General features: G+C 74.3%; 16 protein-coding genes and 1 pseudogene. 9 read left to right on the forward strand and 8 right to left on the reverse strand.

Going from position 1 to position 19719, the window contains the following annotated elements; genetic code table 11:
- Positions 1-270: 270 nt before the first annotated feature.
- Together ACFXPK_RS21810 and ACFXPK_RS21815 are read left to right on the forward strand one after the other, a co-directional pair.
- Complete coding sequence (locus ACFXPK_RS21810; RefSeq protein WP_384996930.1) at positions 271-1128, forward strand: PP2C family protein-serine/threonine phosphatase; 858 nt, start codon at positions 271-273, stop codon at positions 1126-1128.
- Positions 1129-1195: 67 nt separating this feature from the next.
- Entirely contained in the window at positions 1196-2320 is a 1125-nt protein-coding gene (locus ACFXPK_RS21815) for an MASE1 domain-containing protein (protein WP_385077833.1), read from the forward strand.
- A 7-nt stretch (positions 2321-2327) separates the two neighbouring features.
- On the opposite strand, the gene ACFXPK_RS21820 is transcribed toward ACFXPK_RS21815, so the two are convergent.
- A complete protein-coding gene (locus tag ACFXPK_RS21820; RefSeq protein WP_385077783.1) occupies positions 2328-3278 on the reverse strand; it encodes a triphosphoribosyl-dephospho-CoA synthase in 951 nt (316 codons plus the stop codon).
- A 2-nt stretch (positions 3279-3280) separates the two neighbouring features.
- Entirely contained in the window at positions 3281-3499 is a 219-nt protein-coding gene (locus ACFXPK_RS21825) for a hypothetical protein (protein ID WP_385077786.1), read from the reverse strand.
- 347 nt (positions 3500-3846) lie between these two features.
- Here ACFXPK_RS21825 and ACFXPK_RS21830 point away from each other — a divergent pair, with 347 nt between their 5' ends.
- From ACFXPK_RS21830 to ACFXPK_RS21860, 7 genes are all read left to right on the forward strand, one after another.
- Positions 3847-4668, forward strand: coding sequence for an endo alpha-1,4 polygalactosaminidase (locus ACFXPK_RS21830; protein WP_385077788.1), 822 nt, complete (start codon positions 3847-3849; stop codon positions 4666-4668).
- Between the two features lie 200 nt (positions 4669-4868).
- Positions 4869-6197, forward strand: a complete 1329-nt coding sequence (locus ACFXPK_RS21835; RefSeq protein WP_385077791.1) for an ABC transporter substrate-binding protein — start codon at positions 4869-4871, stop codon at positions 6195-6197.
- 159 nt (positions 6198-6356) lie between these two features.
- A complete protein-coding gene (locus ACFXPK_RS21840) occupies positions 6357-7400 on the forward strand; it encodes a carbohydrate ABC transporter permease (protein WP_385077794.1) in 1044 nt (347 codons plus the stop codon).
- Complete coding sequence (locus ACFXPK_RS21845) at positions 7397-8290, forward strand: carbohydrate ABC transporter permease (RefSeq protein ID WP_385077797.1); 894 nt, start codon at positions 7397-7399, stop codon at positions 8288-8290. Before ACFXPK_RS21840 ends, ACFXPK_RS21845 begins: the two co-directional genes overlap by 4 nt.
- A gap of 289 nt (positions 8291-8579) precedes the next feature.
- Positions 8580-9554, forward strand: a complete 975-nt coding sequence (locus tag ACFXPK_RS21850) for a carbohydrate kinase family protein (protein WP_385077837.1) — start codon at positions 8580-8582, stop codon at positions 9552-9554.
- Positions 9551-10867 (forward strand): alpha-glucosidase/alpha-galactosidase, encoded by a 1317-nt coding sequence (locus tag ACFXPK_RS21855; RefSeq protein ID WP_385077800.1) that lies wholly within the window; start codon positions 9551-9553, stop codon positions 10865-10867. Before ACFXPK_RS21850 ends, ACFXPK_RS21855 begins: the two co-directional genes overlap by 4 nt.
- 127 nt (positions 10868-10994) lie before the next feature.
- Positions 10995-11900, forward strand: coding sequence for a ketose-bisphosphate aldolase (locus ACFXPK_RS21860; protein ID WP_385077803.1), 906 nt, complete (start codon positions 10995-10997; stop codon positions 11898-11900).
- A gap of 33 nt (positions 11901-11933) precedes the next feature.
- Here ACFXPK_RS21860 and ACFXPK_RS21865 read toward each other — a convergent pair whose 3' ends face one another.
- The 6 genes and pseudogenes from ACFXPK_RS21865 to ACFXPK_RS21890 form a co-directional block, all read right to left on the reverse strand.
- The gene (locus tag ACFXPK_RS21865) at positions 11934-12638 is read right to left on the reverse strand and encodes a histone deacetylase (protein WP_385077806.1); all 705 of its coding nucleotides are present in this window, start codon (positions 12636-12638) and stop codon (positions 11934-11936) included.
- A 112-nt stretch (positions 12639-12750) separates the two neighbouring features.
- A complete protein-coding gene (locus ACFXPK_RS21870; protein ID WP_385077808.1) occupies positions 12751-14244 on the reverse strand; it encodes a DUF2079 domain-containing protein in 1494 nt (497 codons plus the stop codon).
- A gap of 349 nt (positions 14245-14593) precedes the next feature.
- Positions 14594-15955, reverse strand: a complete 1362-nt coding sequence (locus ACFXPK_RS21875; RefSeq protein WP_385077810.1) for a condensation domain-containing protein — start codon at positions 15953-15955, stop codon at positions 14594-14596.
- A gap of 4 nt (positions 15956-15959) precedes the next feature.
- Positions 15960-17378, reverse strand: coding sequence for a condensation domain-containing protein (locus ACFXPK_RS21880; RefSeq protein WP_385077840.1), 1419 nt, complete (start codon positions 17376-17378; stop codon positions 15960-15962).
- Positions 17378-18925 (reverse strand): condensation domain-containing protein, encoded by a 1548-nt coding sequence (locus tag ACFXPK_RS21885; protein ID WP_385077812.1) that lies wholly within the window; start codon positions 18923-18925, stop codon positions 17378-17380. Before ACFXPK_RS21885 ends, ACFXPK_RS21880 begins: the two co-directional genes overlap by 1 nt.
- Positions 18926-19288: 363 nt before the next feature.
- A pseudogene (locus ACFXPK_RS21890) lies at positions 19289-19719 on the reverse strand (hypothetical protein); the annotation flags it as partial.

The following is a 19719-nucleotide window of genomic DNA, read 5'->3' on the forward strand; positions in this document are numbered from 1 at the left end:
GCCCCCCCACCCCCCCGCCCCCCCCCCTGCCGCGGCCCGGCGGGCGGGCACGCGGCGTTTCCGGCGGGGTGGGGGTACGGCGGCCCCCGGGGCCGGGACCGGGTGACCGGCCCGTGGGGCGGAATGGGCGTGTCGGAAATATGATGGATGCGGTGGTTCGTGCGGGCCGGGTTTCGGGCTGCCCGCGCGGGTCACCGTCGGTACGCCGCCACGGGGCCCCCGGGGCGGTCATGACGGACGGTCCATGACGGACGTACCTCGGAGCGGTGGATGAGCCGGCGTCGTCCCACACGGTCCACCCCGGCCACGAGCGCCGACGATCTGCTGACCACCCTCGGCCGGCTCACCGCCCAGGCCCGCCGGGGCGCGGAGATCCAGCATGCCCGGGTGGAGCTGGCCGAGGCGTTGCAGCGCGAGATGCTGCCCGGCGTGCTGCCCGCGCTCCCCGGGCTGCGGACGGCCGCCCGGTACGCGCCCGCGCGCGACGGGCTCGACATCGGCGGGGACTGGTACGACGGCTTCACGCTGCCCGACGGGGCGCTCGCCCTCTGCGTCGGGGACGTGCAGGGCCACGATGTCGAGGCCGCCGCGATCATGGGGCAGGTACGGATCGGGCTGCGGGCGGTGGCCGCGACGGCGACGGACCCGGGCGAGGTGCTGAGCCGGGCCAACGACCTGCTGCTCTCGGTGGGCTCCAGCCTCTTCGCGACCTGCTCCTTCCTCCGCTTCGACCCGGTCACCTGGGAGCTGCGCAGCGCGCGGGCGGGCCATGTCGCCTCGGTGTGGGCCACCGCCGACGGCCGGTCCGGGATCGCCGAGGACGCGGGCGGGCTGCCGCTGGGCATCCAGCCGGGCGAGGCGTACCCGGTGACCCGGCGCAGGCTGACCGAGGCGGGCGCCTTCGTCCTGCTGACGGACGGGGTGGTCGAGGGACCCTCGTTCTCGATCGACGAGGGCCTGGCCACAGTGGCGGGGGTGCTCGTCGAGGGCGTACGCGCGGGTGCGGCGCCGGGGGAGCTGGCGGCCGAGGTGATGAAGGTGGCCGAGCTGACCGGCCACTCCGACGACGCCGCCGTCCTCGTCCTGCGCCACGACGCGGCGCCGGAGGGGCTCCGGCCGCCCGTGTGACCGCTTCGGCAGCGTGTCACGGCCGACCTGGGCGGAGTGCGGCGGCGCGCACTGTCTGATGGCCGGTGTGGTGCGTACCGATCAACTCCGCCGTCTCACCGTCCGTGCGCTGCCGGCCTTCGGCGTCGCGGTCGCCTACTACGCGTTCGGGCAGCTCGGGCTGGTCAGACAGGTGCGGGTCGAGGGCGCGATCGTCACCCCGCTGTGGCCGCCGACCGGCGTCGCCCTGGGCTGCCTGCTCCATCTGGGCCTGGGCGTCTGGCCGGGGATCTCGCTCGGCGCGCTGCTGAGCATCGTCACCATCAGCGTCTTCCACCCGTCGGACGTCGTGATCATCGTGGGGAACACCCTCGCCCCGGTCTGCGCGTATCTGATGCTCCGCCGGGCCGGTTTCCGCCTTGAGGTGGACCGGCTGCGCGACGGGGTGGCGCTGGTGTTCCTGGGCGCGCTGGGCGGGATGCTGATCAGCGCGACCATCGGTACGGGCGTACTGGTGCTCAGCGACCGGCTGCCGCGCCACGGGTTCTGGCCGACGTGGACCGCGTGGTGGACGGGGGACGCGATGGGGGTCCTGGTGGTCACCCCGCTGCTGCTCCTGCTGCGCCGGGTCCGGCTGCCGGGGAGGGGCGGCGACCGGGGCGGGGCCGGGCCGGGCGGCGCCGGGCGGGTCCGGGGCCGGCGCTGGGCGGAGGCGGCGGCGCTGGTGGTCACGGCCGTCGTCGTCACCCCGGTGGCCGCCCGGAGCCCGCTGTGTCTGCTCTTCCTCGTCTTCCCGCTGCTGATCTGGGCGGCCCTGCGCTTCCAACTGGCGGGCAGCGCGCCCTGCGCCCTGCTGGTCTCCGTCGTGGTGATCTGGGCGGCGACCGACCATGTCGGGCCCTTCACCCACCACGACCTCACGGAGACCATGGTCAGCCTCCAGGCGCTGAACGGCTCGGTCGCGCTGACCGGGCTGCTGCTCGCGGCGATCGTCACCGAGCAGCGGAACATCCGGCGCAGGGTGGAGCAGGCATGCATGGAGCTGGCGGAGGTGGTCGGTCACCTCGCCCCGGACCCGCCGGGCCGGCGCACCGGCGGCCCCGGCCGCCCCGGCACCGGAGCGGAGGGCGGCGGAGCGGAGGGCGGCGGCGCACCGGGCAGCACCGCCGAGGGGCGTACGGCCGAGGGGCGCGACGACGGGCCCGGGGGATAGCGCGCGGTCATGCCGGTACGGGGGCCTCCCCCCGCCGGGCCGCCGCGCGGGGCTGAACCTGCGACCGGTGCTGAACCTGCGACCGGGGGTGCGCCTGCGGCTGCGACCGGGGCGGCGCCTGCGGCTGCGGCTGGGCCTGGGCTCTCAGGGTGCCGCCGCGCCACCACAGCCCGTCCACGAGGAGCGTCGCCGCCAGCAGGTGCGCGCTGCCCCTCGGCCGTAGCCCCGCCGCGCGCAGCCGGGTGTCGAAGGCGGCCAGTTCCGAGCGGCCGGCCGCCGTGGCCGTGCCGCCCGCGTCGAGGATGTCGCGGGCGCCGTTCTGCACCAGGCGCAGCCCGTGCGGGCCCGCCGTGTGGAGCAGGCCGGTGTCCTGGAGGGTGGACATCACGGTGAGCAGGGCGTCCAGCCGGGCCCCGGTCTCCCGCGCCCCGGCGTCCCGCGCGCTCCGCAGGGCCGCCAACGCCCGCCGTACGTGCGGGAATCCGGCCCGCGCCTCGCCCCGCGCGCCCGCCGCGCCGTAGCGGGAGGCCACCGCGGAACCGGGGGTGGGGCGGCGCGGGGCGGCCCCGTCGGTGAAGGTGACGATGGCGCGGGCGACGGCGGGCAGTTCGTCCGGGGCCCGCGCCGGTTCCAGCGCGGCGGCGGCCACCAGCAGCCCCAGCGGCCAGAGCGCGCCGTGGTGCAGCGCCGTACCGGCGTTGGCGCGGGCCATGGAGCGCTCGGTGGAGCGGCCGATCGAGCCCAGCTCCGCCCGGAGCCGGCGGCTCGGTCCCTCCGGCGCCCGGCGGGCCGCCGCGGCCATCGCCGCGAGGCCGGGCACCAGCGACCCGGCCGACCAGCGCAGGGCGCCGAAGTCCGCCTCGCGGGTGTCGGGGAGGCCCGGTTTCGGGGTGAGTTCCGCCTCGGCCAGCAGGGCGTCGGCCGCGGCCCGCGCCAGCGCCTCGTCCTCGCGGCGCACGGCTACGAGCCGGTGGACGAGGCGCCGGACGAGGACGCCGCCGCGCTCCCCGCCGGGTCCGCCGCGAAAGCGCTGTACCCGGCCGCGACCGCCCCCGCGCCCGTGACGACACCGCGGCCGACGGCCGGTGCGCGCCTCCTGCTCACCGCCCTGTCCGGCCGTTGGTCCGGCTCGTCGTCCGGCCGGTGGTCCGGCTCCTGGTCCGCCTGATTCGGTGTCATGTACGGGACCCTAGGGAGCGATTCTGGGCGTGAGATGGCCTCACGCTGTCCGTCTCCTGTGAGCCCGGTACGGGCCCGGTCCCGCCCGTACGGGCACCCCGTACGGGCACCGACTCGGTGCCTGTGGGGCAGAGTTGTGTTCCTGTGATCTGTTGACACGGAGTGGGCCCGCTCGCTTTACTCCTCCAAACGCCGGAGCTGAGCGTCTGAGCTGAGTCTGCGGCACCAGAGGTACGCCTAGCCGGTAAGCGCAGGGCCCCCACGGCCCCGCAAGTCCGGACAGAGTCGCCAGGATCACTCCAGGGTCCGAGGCGGGGACGTACCCCCCATCCTTCTGGAGCTCGACAGTGAGCATCAATCGTGCCCGCACCCGCCGGATCTCCGCCGCGGTCGCGGCCCTCACGGCAGCGCTGGTCGCCCCCCTTCTCTCCGCCTCCCCCGCGGGCGCGGCGGCCGCCGCCGTCACGCTCCCCCCGGCCCACGCCGGGTTCGACTACCAGATCGGCGGCGCGTACACCCCGCCCGCCGGTGTGAGCGTGGTCAGCCGTGACCGCGAGGCGTCGCCCGCCCCCGGTCTCTACAACATCTGTTACGTCAACGCCTTCCAGGTGCAGCCCTCCGAGCTGGACGAGTGGGACGCGGACCTCCTCCTGCGGGACGCCTCGGGCGACGTCATCATCGACGAGGAGTGGGACGAGGCCATCCTCGACGTCAGCACGGCCGCCAAGCGCGACCGGATCGTGGCCAAGGTGAACGGCTGGATCGACGGCTGCGCGGCCAAGGGCTTCCAGGCGGTCGAGCCCGACAACTACGACAGCTACGACCGCAGCCGGGGCAAGTTCGGCACCGACGCCGCCATGGCGTACATCAGCAAGCTCTCCGCCCACGCGCACGCGAAGGGCCTGGCGATCGCGCAGAAGAACACCGCCGACCTCGCCGAGTACCGCTCCACCACCGGGCTCGACTTCGCCATCGCGGAGGAGTGCGGTGAGTGGACCGAGTGCGACTCGTACACCGACCACTTCGGCAACAACGTCATCGTCATCGAGTACACCTCGAAGGGGCTCTCGACCGCCTGCAAGGGGTGGAAGGACAAGCTGTCCATCGTCCGCAGGGACCTGGGCGTCTCCCCGATCGGCAGCAGCGGCTACCTCCGCCAGACCTGCTGACGCGCCACCTCCCGTCCGGGGCCCCGCTCGTCCGGGGCCCCGCCCCGCCGGCCTTCGGTGACGGAGGCCGGCGGCCCATGGTGACGAGGCCCGCCGACGCTCGGTGATGAGGCCCCGCCGGCCCGCGACGCGCAGGGCCCTTCGGTGAACAGGCTTCGGCGTACGGCACCGCGTGCCGCACGCCTTCCAGGGAGGTAGACATGGCCGCGGACTCCCGCATGCCCCGTATGTCCCGTCGCGGGATGCTCCGCGGGGGCTCCGGACTGGCGCTCGGCGCCGCCGCGTCGGCCGTGCTCTGCGGGTGCGGCGCGGGCGCGGCGGACGGTGTCGGCGCCGACGGCCGGGTCACGGTGGAGCTGTGGCACGGCCAGACCGACTCCGGCCGCGCCACGATCGAGGCGCTGGTACGGGAGTTCAACCGGACCCACCCCGGGATCCGGGTCAGCCCCGGCGGCGGTGTCCTCGCCGACGCGATGCTCCAGAAGATCACCGCGGCGCTCGCGTCCGGTTCCTTCCCCGACATCGCGTACGTCTTCGGCTCGGACCTCGCCAGCGTCGCCCGCAGCCCCTCGGTGGTCGACCTGACCGGTACCGTCCGCTCGGGATCCGTCCCGTGGGACGACTACTGGACGCCCGCGCGGGACGCCGTCACCGTCAACGGGCGGGTACGGGCGGCCCCCGCACTGATCGACTCGCTCGCCGTCGTCTGCAACAAGAAGCTCTTCCGCGACGCCGGGCTGCCGCTGCCCGAAGCCGGCTGGACCTGGCAGGAGTTCACCGACACCGCGGCGCGCCTCACCGACCGGCGGCGCTCCGTCTTCGGCACCGGCTGGCCGGGTGTGGGGGACGAGGACACGGTGTGGCGGCTGTGGCCCATGGTGTGGGACCTCGGGGGAGAGGTCATCGCGCCGGACGGCAGGTCGATCGGTTTCGCGAAGACCGGCGTACGGGCGCTGGAGACGGTGGACACGCTCGCCAGGTCGCGGAGCGTGTACGTCGACCCCAAGCCCGGCAGCGAGCAGATGTACCAGGTCTTCCTCTCCGGGCGGATGGGCATGGTCGTCACCGGGCCGTGGCAGCTTCCCGACATCCGGGAGGCGGAGGTGGAGTACCACGTCGTCCCGCTGCCCAGCTACAGCCGTCGTCCGATGACCATTTCGGGGCCCGACACCTGGACGGTCTTCGACAACGGCGCCGCCCGGGTACGGGCCGCCCGCACCTTTCTGAGCTGGCTGATGGAGCCGGCCCAGGACGTGCGCTGGGACATCCAGGCGGGCAGTCTGCCGCTGAGCAGGCCGACCGCGGCGCTGCCCGCCTGGCGCGCGCAGGACGCGGAGACCGAGGGGCTCTCGGTGTTCACCCGGGCGCTCGACGCCGCCCGGGTGCGCCCGGCGCACCCCGCGTATCCGCAGATCTCGCAGGCGCTCGGGCAGGCGATCGCCGCCGTGCTCCTCGGCAGGAGCACTCCGGCCGAGGCGCTGCGCCGGTGCGCGCGGGAGGCCGACGCGGCGCTGCTCATACCGCGTTGACCGTCCGCGCCGCGACCACCACGACCCCTGCCTCCCCCGCCTCCACCGCGATCCCCGCGCACGGCTCGCCCGCCTGAACGGCGCTGCCCGTGACCAGCGTCGGCCGCGTACCCGGCGTCGACCGCGCAGCCCGCGCCCACCGCGCTCAGGAGAACCGTCATGCCGCGACTGCCCGCCCCGCTCACGCTCCCCGACCCCGACCCCGGCCGTGGTACCGCCGCCGCCCGGGACCGCCGTACCCGGGGGAAGGATCCCGGCCCGGCCCCGGCCGGTCCCGCCGGGCCCCGCCCGCTCCGTACCGGCGGCTCGCCGCTGCGCCGGGGCGAGTCCGCCACCGCCTGGGCGTTCATCGCGCCCGCCGTCCTGATCATCCTCGGGCTGAGCATCGTCCCCGTCGGCTGGTCGTTCCTGCTCTCCTTCCAGGCGGACGACCTGGTCACCCCCAGCCGCTGGGTGGGCCTCGACAACTACCGCGCTCTGCGCATGGATCCGCACTTCGCCCAGGCCGTGAAGAACACCCTGCTCTACACGGCGCTGTACGTGCCGCTCTCCATCGGGCTCGGGCTGCTGCTCGCCCTCGTACTGAACCGGCGCATCCGCTTCGTGGGTCTCTACCGGACCCTGATCTTCGTGCCGTTCGTCATCTCGGCGACCGCCCAGGGCGTGCTGTTCTCCTTCATCCTCGACCCGGAGTTCGGTGTCGCCAACTCCGTACTGCACACGCTCGGCGTCTCCCCCCAGGGCTTTCTCTCGGACCCGGGGCAGGCGCTGCTGGTGCTGGTGGCGATCTCGCTCTGGAGCGGTACGGGCTTCTGCGTCGTCGTCTATCTCGCCGCCCTCCAGGACGTGGAGCCGTCGCTGATCGAGGCGGCGCGGCTGGACGGCGCCGGGCGGTGGCACCTGCTGCGGCACGTCAAACTCCCCGCGCTGACACCGGTGAGCGCGTTCCTGCTGGTGTGGCAGACCATCAACGCCCTCCAGGTCTTCGACCTGGTGTACGTGACGACCAAGGGCGGGCCGCTCGGCTCCACCACCGTGATCGTCTACTTCATCTGGGAGCAGGCGTTCAAGAACTTCACGGCCGGTTACGGCGCGGCGGCGGCCTATGTGCTCGCCGTGGCGCTGGGCGTGGTCACCGTGGGGCTGCGGCTGGTACGGCGCCGTTCCGTACGCCCCGTATCCGTCGAAGGAGCTGCCCGGTGACGGTCACCAGCACGTCCTCGTCCGCGTCCGCACCCGTCCCCGCCGGGCCGTCCGCACCGCGCCCCCGGGGCCGGTCGTGGCTGCCCTTCAGCGCCTGGCACCTGCTGCTCGCCCCGCTCGCGCTGGTCTTCGCGATCCCGCTGGTCTGGCTGGTGCTCAGCTCCGTGATGAGCAACGCCGAGATCAACCGCTTCCCGCCGGCCCTGTGGCCCTCGGGGATCGACCTCGGCGGCTACCGCTACGTCCTCGGCAACGCGATGTTCCCCCGCTGGTTCGCCAACTCGCTGATCGTCTCGGCCGTGGCCGTCACGTCCAACCTGGTCTTCGGCGCGCTCGGCGGGTACGCGTTCGCCCGGATGCGGTTCGCCGGGTCCCGGCTGCTGATGGGGCTGATGCTGGCGACGATGGCGATCCCGTTCCAGCTCACGATGATCCCCACCTTCCTGGTCATGAAGCGCCTCGGACTGATCGACACCCTCGGCGCGCTGATCGTGCCCTCGCTGGTCACGCCGTTCGCGGTGTTCCTGCTGCGGCAGTTCTTCCTCTCCCTGCCCAGGGAGCTGGAGGAGGCCGCCTGGATGGACGGCTGTTCACGGCTGCGCGTGCTGTTCCTCATCGTGCTGCCGATGTCGCGGCCCGCGCTGAGCACCGTGGCGGTACTGACCTTCCTGACCACCTGGAACGACCTGACCTGGCCGCTGATCGCCATCAACCACGACACGCAGTACACGCTGCAACTCGGGCTGACGACCTTCCAGGGCCTGCACCACACCCAGTGGGCGGCGGTCATGGCGGGCAACGTGATCACCGTGCTGCCGGTGCTGCTCGCCTTCCTCTTCGCGCAGAAGTCGTTCGTCCAGTCCATCACCTCCTCGGGGCTCAAGGGATGAGACGGCGATGAGGCCGCACCGCCCCGCGGTCCACGCCCCCGCCCGCCCCGCCGCCCACGTCTCCCACCATGTCTCCGCACTTCAGGGAAGCCGGATGCCGCACACCTCTCCCGCGCCACACACCTCGCCCGCGTCGACCTCGCCCGTCTCCACCTCGACCTCTCCCGTCTCCCCGTCGCCCGCCACGACCTCCACCTCGACCTCGCCCGCCACGGCCTCGTCCGCCTCGACCTTCACCTCCACCTCGCCCGCCACGGCCTCGTCCGCCTCCCCGTCGCACGCCTTCGATCTGCTGGTCGTCGGGGACGCCAACCCCGACATCGTCCTCGGGCCGCTCGACGCGCCCCTCGCCTTCGGCCAGCGCGAACAACTCGTCGACACCGGCCTGCTGACCCTCGGCGGCTCCGCCGCGATCATGGCGTGCGGCGCCGCGCGCCTCGGCCTCAAGGTCGCCTTCGCCGGGCGCGTCGGGGACGACGAGGCGGGCCGGTTCGTCGTGGCGGCGCTCACCGCGCGGGGCGTCGACACCGGCGCCGTACGGTTCGACCCCACCCTCTCGACGCCGCTGACCGTCGTGGTCACGCGCGGCGACGGCGACCGTACGATCCTCACCGCGCCCGGCACCCTCACCGCCACCGGCGCCGACGACGTGCCCGAGGCGCTGCTCGGCGACAGCCGCCATGTGCACGCCGCCTCGTACTTCCTGCTGCCGAAGCTGGCCGGGGCGCTGCCCGCGCTCTTCCGTACGGCGCGCGCGCACGGGGCCACCACCTCGCTGGACACCAACGACGACCCGGCGGGGACCTGGGACTCCGACGGCTCCGGGGGGCTCGGGGCGGTGCTCGCCGTCACCGACTTCCTGCTGCCGAACGCCCGCGAGGCCCGTGCGCTGGCCGGGCTCCCCGAGGACGCCCCCGTAGCGGAGGCGGCGCGTCTGCTCGCCTCCCGAGGGCCGCTGGTGGCCGTCAAGGACGGGGCCGACGGCGCCCTCGTGCACGACGGCCGCGCCGTCTTCCGTACCCCCGGCATCCCCGCCGAGCCGCTGGACACGGTCGGTGCGGGCGACAGCTTCGACGCGGGGTTCGTCGCCGCGATGCTGGCCGCCCGCGCGCTGCCCGACGCCCTCGAACTCGCCGCCGTCTGCGGGGCCCTGTCCACCCGGGCATACGGGGGCACCCCCGCGCAGCCCACCTGGGACGAGGCGTGCGCCGCGCTCCCGGCCGATCCACCTGTCTCCACCCGCGACCGAAAGAACGTGTCATGACCACCACGAAGATCGCCTTCATCGGCGCCGGAAGCGTCGTCTTCACCCAGGGGCTCCTGACGGACCTCTTCGCCTTCCCCGACCTCCGCGACCTGCACATCGCCCTGCACGACATCGACCCGGAGCGGCTGGCCACCGCCGAGGGCGCGGCCCGCCACATCGCCGACCGGGCCGGGGCCGCCCCGTACGTCACCGTCAGCGCGCACGCCGACCGCCGCGCCGCCCTGGCCGGCGCCGACTTCGTCATCAACATCGTCCAGGTCGGCATGGGCGCGTCGACCCGTACGGACTTCGACGTACCGGCCGCCTTCGGTGTGCGCCAGACCATCGGCGACACCCTCGGCGTCGGCGGCATCTTCCGCGCGCTGCGCACCTTCCCCCTGCTGAAGGCGCTCGGCGCGGACATCGCGGAGCTGTGCCCCGACGCCTGGCTGCTCAACTACACCAACCCCATGGCGATGAACGTCCAGTACCTCACCGCCGCCACCGGACTGACCCGGGTCGTGGGCCTGTGCCACTCCGTCTACTGGACGCTGCGCGATCTGTCCGCGCTGCTCGACGTCCCGTACCAGGAGGTCACGTACCGCGCCGCCGGGGTCAACCACCAGGCGTGGATGCTGCGGTTCGAGCACAACGGCACGGACCTCTACCCCCGGCTCGACGAACTCATCGCCTCCGACCCCCAGTTGCGCCGCCGGGTGCGCGTCGACATGTACCGGCGGCTCGGCTACTACCCGACCGAGACGAGCGAGCACTCCTCCGAGTACGTGCCCTGGTACCTCCACCACGACAGCGAGATCGAGCGGCTGCGGCTGCCCGTCGGCGCGTACCTGGGGATCGTCGAGGAGAACGTCGCCCTGTACGAGAAGACCCGCGACGCGCTGGCGGCCGGGACCCCGCTCGACGTCGAGGCCACGATGGAGTACGCGCCCCAGATCATCCACAGCATCACCACCGGCACCCCCCGCACCGTCTACGGCAACGTCCCCAACCGCGGGCTGATCGAGAACCTGCCCGCGAGCGGCACCGTCGAAGTGCCGTGCCTGGTCGACGCGTCGGGCGTGCAGCCCACCAGGATCGGCGCGCTCCCCGCCCAGTGCGCCGCGCTCAACCGCACCTACCTGAGCATGAACGACCTGGTGGTCAGGGCCGCGCTGGAGGACGACCCGCGCGCGGTGCGGCAGGCCGCCATGACGGACCCGGCGACCGCGGCGGCTCTGCCCGTGGAGCGGATCTGGGAGCTGTGCGACGCCATGGTGCGGGCCCACGGCGATCTCCTCCAGCCGTCGCTGAGGGCCACGGACCTCCTCTGACCCACGGACCTCCTCCGGCCCAAGGACCTCCTCCGGCCTGCGGACCTCCTCCGGCCCGCGGACCTCCTCCGGCCCGGTCCGGTCCGCCGGTCCCTTTCACCCGCCGTAACTCTCAGGAACTGGAACCATGCCTCTGACCCCCACCGGCAAGCTGGTCGCCCGCACCGCGCACGGCGTCGGTGCGTTCAACGTCGCCCTGCTCGAACAGCTCGAAGCCATCCTCGCGGGCGCGGACCGGGCGGCCCTGCCCGTCATCGTGCAGATCAGCGAGAACGCCGTCGCCTACCGGGGCGCCCTCGGCCCGCTCGCCGCCGCCGCGCACGCGGCGGTCGCGGACTCCGCGGTCCCCGTGGGGCTCCATCTCGACCATGCCACCAGCACCGAACTGGTCAAGGAGGCGGTACGGCGCGGCTTCACCTCCGTCATGTACGACGGCTCCCTGCTGCCCTGGGAGGAGAACGTCTTCCGCACCCGGGAGATCACCCGCTGGTGCCACGACCACGGGGTGTGGGTCGAGGCCGAACTCGGCGCCGTCGGCGGCAAGGACGGGTCCGGGGACGGCGCGGGGGAGAGCGCCCACACGCCGGGGGTGCGGACCGACCCGGACGAGGCGGCCCGGTTCGTGGCCGACACGGGCGTGGACGCGCTGGCCGTCGCGGTGGGCACCGCGCACCAGATGACCCGGCGTACGGCGGCGCTGGATCTCGCGCTCATCGCGGAGCTGCACGCGGCGGTGCCCGTACCGCTGGTGCTGCACGGCTCGTCGGGGGTGGACGACCGCACGCTGGTGGCGGCCGTGGACGCCGGGATGCGCAAGATCAATATCTCGACGCATCTCAACGGGGTCTTCACGGGCGAGGTACGGGAGCGGCTCGCCGCCCGCCCGGAGACCGTCGACCCGCGCCGCTATCTGGGCCCGGGGCGGGACGCGATGGCCGGGGAGGTGGAGCGGCTGCTGCGGCTGCTGGCGGAGGGGGCGCGGCAGGAGCAGGAGCAGGAGCAGGAGCAGGGTCCGGAGCCTGCTGACGCCTGATGCCCGATGCCTGACGCACGACGCCTGACGCCGTCAGGTGACGGCCCCCAGCGCCGTCACCTCCGCCGCGCTCCAGTGCCCGGCCGCGCCGGGGCGGCCCGCCAGGTACGCCGCGACCGTGGCCGGGTCCCAGGCGCCCGTCTCCCGCAGCCCCGCGTACAGATGGGCGAGGTAGGCGGCGGAGGGCGGGTTCCACGGGACGTCGTGCAGATGCCAGGGCGCGGTGAAGGTGAGGACCGGCAGGCCCTCCAGCGTGCCCGGCCGGACCAGCGTCTCGTACCGCCCGTCGCCGACCGTCTGCCGGCCGGTGGTCAGCGCCCGCGTCAGATCGAGATCGGTGCCCGGCTCCCGGTACATCTCCTGCGCGGCGATGTCCGAGAACTGGCCCACGGTGACCAGATGCGCGCGGGCGAGGACCCGGCCGGGGGCGTCCGGGTCGTAGAAGGCGCGCCCGCCGCCCCACAGGTCCGACTCGGTGGCGAAGTACAGCGCGCCGGCCAGCTCGACGGGGACGGAGGCGGCGGGCGGACGGCGGTCCCGGCACCCGGGGTGACCGCGCGAGGCGCCGGACGGGCGCCCGCCGCCGATGTAGTGGGCGAGCCGCCCGAGATGCGTGTTGGAACCGTACGAGGTGTACCAGACCCGGGGCGGGGACGTCCGCGCGCCCGGGTAGGGTCCTGGCTCGGCCTTCTCGACGATCCGTGGCCGTGGCCGTTGCTCCGACGGCGTCCGCGTCATCGCGCCCCTCGCCTCCGCTCTCGTCCTGCCCGCGCCCGCCTGTGCCCGCGTCGTTCCGCGTCGTTCCGCGACGTCCCACGGTGGAACGACGGCGGAGCGCCCGGCCGTCATGTCACGACCGTAGCTCCAGCAGCACGAACCCGCCCGCCTCCCCGGCGATCCGGTACGCCGCCTTCGGGTGAAGCTGTCGCGCGTACGCCAGCGTGTCGCGGCCCGGGGCGCGCCGGTTGTCGAGCGCGATGAAGTCCGGTGTGAGGCCTCGCGTGTTGCCCAGCCAGAAGACCCGGCAGCGCGAGGTGAGACGGCTGATCGGGGCGGTGTTGGCCTCGACGTCCGCCCCGTCGGGGATCCGCTCCAGCAGCGCCTCCACCGCTCTGACCTCGTCGGTCACCGTGTACGCGGCGGGTTCGGTCAGCGCCGAGAGCGGCAGCGACGGTGTGAGGGCGAGCGCGGCGGCGGCGACCGCGGGGGGCAGGTGGTACGCGTACGAACGCACCCACGGGCGGGCGCGCGAGGCGCGGCGCACGCCCGCGCACGCGTCCGCGAGCGCCAGGGTGACGACGGGCATCAGGACGGCGCTGTAGTGCCAGGCGGTGCCCCAGTAGTGCTCCTCCGAGGAGAGGAACCGCCAGCCGAGGGTGGGCACGGCGGCGAGCAGCAGCGGGGAGCGCAGCGCGAGGAGCCCGGTGGTCGGCAGCAGCAGCCACAGCAGCGTCCGGAACTTGATGTCGGCGCCGTCCAGCGGACCGCTGCCGCCGCCCATCTTGGCCCAGTAGTCGTAGGTGTCGGCCGTGTTGAAGGCCGGGATGACGACGGTGAAGGTGAGGACCGCGGCGAGCGCGGTGAGCGCCGCGACCCCGAGGGCGTGCCGGACGACCCGGGAAGCCTCGGGCGTGCGCCGGGCGCGTACCGCCACGAGCACCGCGAGCGCGGCGGCGGTCAGCCCCAGGTCCTCCTTCACCAGCAGCAGCGGGACGGCCCACCACAGGGCGGCCCGCCAGCGGTGCGCGAGCAGCGCTTCGAGGGAGAAGGCGATCAGCGGGACGGCGAAGGCGATCTCGTGGAAGTCCACGGCGATCGCGCGCTGGAGCCCCCACGACAGGCCGTACGCGACGCCGAGCGCGAGCCCGGGGCGCCGGCCGAGGAGCCGGCTCGCGGCGCGGGTGACGGGGACGGCGGAGAGCGCGAAGAGCGCGGCCTGGGCGATCAGCAGGGTGACGGGGGTCGGGAAGACCCGGTACACGGGCGCGAGGAGCGCGGTCACGGGGCTGAAGTGGTCGCCGAGTATGTGGGTGCCGCGTCCCTTGATGTCGGCGATCGGCGCGCGCAGCTCCGCGTACCCCCGTACGGCCTGCTCGAAGATGCCCAGGTCCCAGGAGGCGGACGCCATCAGGCGGTAGCGGCAGACGGTGAGGGTGGCGTACGCGCAGAACAGGGCGAGCGCGAGGGCGTACGGGGCCGCGGCGCCCGGGTCGCGCGTCAACCCGCGGACGTGCTCGCGCAGGGGCCGGCGCGGGGCCGGCCCGGGTATGGGGTCCTGCGGCGCCTGGCCGGCCCCTGCGCCGGCCCCGCCTGGGCCGGTCGGGGCGAGGCTGGTTCCGTGCATGAGGTCGGTCCCGTTCTCGCGGTCTCGGTGGGCTGGGGCGTGGCGCGCGCCGTGGTGAGGCGTCGCCCTTCCCTTACGGGGAGACAGCTCCCTTACGGGGAGACAGCTTCCGTACGGGACGACGGTTCCCGTGCGGGACGACAACTCCTGTACGGGACGACAGCTCCCGTACAGGAAGACAGCGACACGCCCCGATCGGTGCCTTGCCCGCCACCGGTTCCCGGGCCGGGCCCTCCGCGGTGGAGGAGGCACGCCCGCGTACCGCGGTCTCCTCCGAACCGTCCGGCGGCCGCCGGACCCCAAGGACTCTACGCTCCGTGACCGTCGCGGCGGCTGTACGCCGTCGTGCTCAGGGCCGGGCCAGCGTCTCCCCGACGGCGTCGGCGAACCCCGTGACCACCGCCCCGGCGGCCGGTGTGGCCGGGAAGCGGGAGCGCAGGAACAGCCCCTCGTGCGTCCGGGAGAACCAGAACTGCGCGTCGTCGGCCGTGGTCACGCTGCTGATGTGATGGGCACGGGCCGCCCGGTGGTGCTCCGAGCCGGGCAGCCGCCGGTAGTCGACGTACGACACCATGAACACGTCGTCACGGGTGCGCCGGAAGACCCCGCCCAGCGCCGGCAGCACCTGCGCGAAGGGCACCTCGGCCAGCGCCCGCGCGGCCCGGAACGCCTCCCGCGCGCCGCGCACGCCGTCCTCGATCCCGCGTACGCCGGTGATGTCCAGGGTGAGCGGGGCGATCGTCGTGAACCAGCCGACCGCGTGCGTCCACCGCTCCTCGTACCGGGTGTGGAGCGGTGTGCAGAGCCGCAGGACGTCCCCGCCGCCGAGCCCGCGCGCGGCCAGGGCGACGGCGGTGAGCACCCCGGTGAAGGCGCTGCCCCCGGCCGCCCGGCAGCGCGCCTCGAACGCGTCCGCCCCCGCCGCGTCGAGCAGCCGGCGGGAGTCCGTCCCCTGCGGGGCGCGCGCGCCCGGCGGTACGCCGAGGGGGAGCGGGAAGGCGGGCGTCGTGCCGTCGCAGCCGGCGAAGAACGCCGCCCAGCCGCGCGCCCGGGGGTCGCCCGCGTCCACCGTCCGCGCCGACACCCGCTCGGCCTCCTCGGCGCAGTGGTCGACGAAGCTGCCGGTGGCGGGCAGCGCGCCGGCGGCTCCGGCGTAGCTCTCGCGGATCTCCCGCACGGCGACGGCCAGCGAGTAGGCGTCGGCGTTGCAGTGGTCGAACCCGCAGTAGACGGTCGCGCCGCCGGGCCGCACCACCACGGCGAAGAGGTACGAGGGCCAGTTCAGCGGCCGGCAGGCCGCGCCGAGCCGCCGCGTCAGCCACTCCCGTACGTCCGCGCCGCTCGGGTACGTCCCGGCGTCGCGCGCGACCAGCCGGTACGCGGCGGCGCCCACCACGAATCTCCCGGGGTCGGCGGCCGGGGCGCGGAAACCGCTGCGCAGCGTCTCGTGGCGCCGCCCCCACCCCTCGAACGCGATCCGCAGCGCGGTCAGGTCGACGGGGCCGTCCGGGAGGTCGAAGGCGCAGGCCAGCCAGTGCCCGGCGCCCTCCTCGGCGTGCTCGGCGGCGGCGAGATGGAAACGCTGGTTGACGGACGGCGGTACGGGGACGGGCGGGGCGCCGTCCGCCGCGCGGAGCGTCGCGGGGGCCGGTACGAACTCGACCACCCGGCCGGGCGCGGGCTCGTACCGGTCCATCGTCGTGACGCGCACGGAATCAGTCCTCCGTGGTCCGCACCGGGTACGCGCCGCTCCGGGCGATCTCGCGCAGCACGTCCCGCAGCCGCTCCAGGAAGCGCGGCACGTTCGCGCGGGCGGCGGCCGTGTCCGGGTAGGTGACCTTGACGTACGTACGGTCCCAGAGGCGGTTCACCCAGATCGGTACGTCCGTGCTGGTCCCGGGCCCGGCCAGACCGTGGCAGTTCGCCTCCGCCCAGTCCTGCGAACCGGGCGCGTGGCGCAGGTCGACGTAGGACACCATGGGCAGCACGGTCCCGGCGCCCGGCTGCACGGCGAGCCCCGGCACCAGCTCGGCGACGCGCATCGGGGAGACCCCCGCCAGCTCGCGCGCCCGCGCGAACGCGGTCCGCGCGCCGGTCAGCACATCGGCGAGCGCCGGTTCGGCGCCGTCCGGGGCGACGGGGAACTCGACGGGCACCAGATTGATGAACCACCCCTGGGACAGCAGCCAGCGCGGCTCGTCCCGGGTGTGCACGACGGAGAGCGCCCGGTACGTACGGTGCCCGCCCAGCTCGTACCCGCTGATGCCGAGCGCCGCGAGCACCCCGGCGGAGAACCCGGCGCCGTGCGTCCGGCAGACCTTGGCGAAGGCGTCCGTCTCCCCGGCGTCGAGCAGATCGAGGGAGAGCGAGAGCTTCGGATGGGCCGCGCCCGGCTCGGTGCCCAGGTCCAGCGGGAAGGTGGGGGGCGGTCCCGCGCGGAAGAACTCCAGCCAGCGGAGCACCTCGGGCGATCGGGCCGTCAGCAGCGCGGAGCGCTCCCGCTCCAGGGCGCAGAAGTCGACGTAACTGCCGGCCGGGGGCAGCTCCGCGGCCGTCCCGCCGGTCTCCGCCTCGTACAGCGCGCGCAGCTCGTTGAAGACGAGGAGCGCGGAGAGGCCGTCGCTGTGGCAGTGGTCGACGGCGTAGTAGACGGTCGAGACATCGTCCCGTACGACCGAACCCACCACGAACGGCGGCCAGTTCAGCGGATCCGTGCCGGTGTCGAAGAGGTCCAGCAGCCAGTCGCGGATCTCGTCGGGGGAGTCGTACGTCCCGAGGGCCTCCGCCTCCACCGCGACGGCGGACGGATCGACGGCGTGGCGCACGATCCCGCCACCGCCCTCGCCCTCCTGGAGGGAGAACCAGGTGAGCAGGGTCGGATGCCGCAGCACCCACCGGTTCAGCGCGGCGGCCATGGCGCCGGTGTCGAGCCGCCCCGGCACGTCGTACATGATCCCGACCCACGCGGACTGGGGCCGGCCCGCGGCGCGGTTGGCGAGCAGCCGCCGTACGTGGTTCTCCTGGACGTAACTGGCCGGCACGGGCGAGACGAGCGAGGCGGCCGTGTCGGCGCCGGGCACCTGGAAGCGCACCAACTCACCCGGTTCGGGCGAGAGTTCGAGAAGAGGGGTCATCAACACGGGGCGGGCTCCTGCTGCCGGGCGGGCACGAGGTCCCGCAGAAGAACATCGTTCATGTCGACCGGTCGGCCGGGCGCACCCGCACCCGCGACACGGTCCATCAGCCGTCCGGTCCCGGCGACGAGGCGGGAGACGGCGAGCCGGGCGTGCTCGGTGGCGGGGTGGCGGAAGCTCACGTAGACGCCCTCGTACGTGCGGTTGATCCACAGGTACACCTCGTCGGGGTCGAGGCAGCGGCTGCGCAGCGCCGCCGCCCTCCACGCGCCCCACTGGCGTGCGCCCGGGGTCCTGCGCATGTCCATGTACGAGACGACGAACCGTGGCCGCAGCCGCTTCCCGAGCAGTTCGGAGACCCGGGGGAACGGTATCGCCGCCATCTCCGAGGCCCCGTCGAGCGCGGCGGACGCGGCGGGCAGCACATCGGCGAAGGTGTCGTCGCCGAGTACGGGGACCCGCAGCGGCGCCACGCCGACGTACCAGCCGACGGAGTGCGTCCACCGCGCGTCGCTCCGCGTGTGGAACGGGGTGAGGGCCCGGAACTCGCCGTGCGCCCGCCCCCGCCGGCCCGGCTCCGCGTTCTCCGCGTCCTCCGCGCCCGCTCCGCCCTCCTCGCGGCTCACGAGGGCGAGGCAGGCGAGGACCCCGGTGAGGAAGTTGCCGCCGTGGTCGCGGCAGGCGCTCTGGAAAGCCTGGGCGGTGGAGGCGTCCAGCAGCCAGTCGCACCCGCCGAGCTGCTCCCCCGGGGCCTCGGCGGTCGGATCCGGGACGCCCGGACCGCCACCCGCCGCGAGGGGGAATTCGGGCAGCCTGCCGCCCCCGGAACCGAGGAATTCCCGCCACCGGACGACGGCCTCGTGCTCGTCGTGCACGAGCGCCGCGTAGGCGCGCTCGGTGTCGGCGAAGTCGAGATAACTCCCGACCTCGTTGAGCTCCGCAGGAGTTCCCGGGGTGGCCGCCGTATACAGCTCCCGAATTTCATGCGCGATGAGCAGGATGGAATATCCGTCCACATTCGAGTGGTCGAAGCCGAGATACAGCGTGAGCCCGTCGGTGTGCTCGACGGTGGCGAACACGAATGACGGCCAGGCGAGCGGATCGGTCTCCGCGTCGAACACTTCCTCAATACGGGAGGCGAGCAGCTTCCCGCTTTCGAAGCGCCCCTCGACGTCGCGCCGCAGCGCCACACCCCCGGCCGGCAGGGTCACGCGCCGCAGCCCGTCCGGGCCCCTGCCGTCCGCCGGTACGAGCCGGCTGCGCAGCGACTCGTGCCGGTCGATCCACGCGAGCAACGCCCTCTCCAGCGCCTCCGCATCGGCCCCCGGCAGCTCAAAAGCGCTGGCCAGCCAGGCCGGAGCCCGCTCGGCCCCGCGCCCGCCCGCCAACGCGCCGACGATATGGGCCTCCTGCACGTACGAGGCGGCGCGCCCGTCGGCCACCCACCCCGCCTCGCCCGCCCCCACCGGCGCACCCCGCGGCACGGCCCGCCAGACGGTGAGCAGCCCCGGCGTCGCGTCCAACTCGTCCATCGTCGTGAATTTCACGTGCCTGCCTTGCGCTCAATTCGTGCGTGTGGGGGTGAGCGTGGTGAATGAGCTGTTTCCCCGGTATTCCCTCCGGGTTTCATTCCGCTCCGCGGCCGTGGGCGGCCTTCGGCGCTCGGCGTCCGGCGGACAGCGGTGGCCATCGGCGCGTGACGGGATCGTAGCCGGATTCCGTCGGTGACGAATGCTACGCAGAATCGAGCCGACGCTGCAACGCTGCAAATGTCAGGTATCCGCAGGTCGTTGGTGGTTGCGGCACACCGGCAACACATTGTTTTCACGCCGGGGTCATGGGATTTACCGTATCCACTCCTCGGTGGAGCCCGGACCGCCCGGTGAGCGCGATGCGCTCGGCGCCCGCCGTCAGCCCCGCGCGCCGGGAAGGGCCGGTTCCGGCGGCCCCGGCTCCGCCTCCAGGGCCGCGCGCAGCCACTCCTGGGCGGCGCCGAGGGTCGGTTCGAGCGGGCCGGACAGTTCGCCGCTGAGCGCCCAGTAGCGGTCGAGCACCGGATCGGCGGTCACGGTGAGCAGGACGCGGAGCCGCTGCCGGAAGACGGGGGTGTCCCGCGCGCCGTACGTACGGGCGTGGGCGGCGACGAAGCAGTCGAGCGCGTCGCCCCCGTACGGCCGCCGCCGGGCCCGCAGTTCGGCCGAGGCCAGGTCGAACGCCTCGCCGAGTCCCTCGAAGAGGACGGCGGGGCGCACCTCCTCGTCGGGGCCGGCGGGCCTGGTTGGGGGGGGCGGGGTGGCGCAGTGGTGGGCGGGCGGGCGCGCGGAGGTGTCGGGCGCGGGCT

The sequence above is a fragment of the Streptomyces sp. NPDC059142 genome, from assembly GCF_042755665.1.
Lineage (GTDB): Bacteria > Actinomycetota > Actinomycetes > Streptomycetales > Streptomycetaceae > Streptomyces.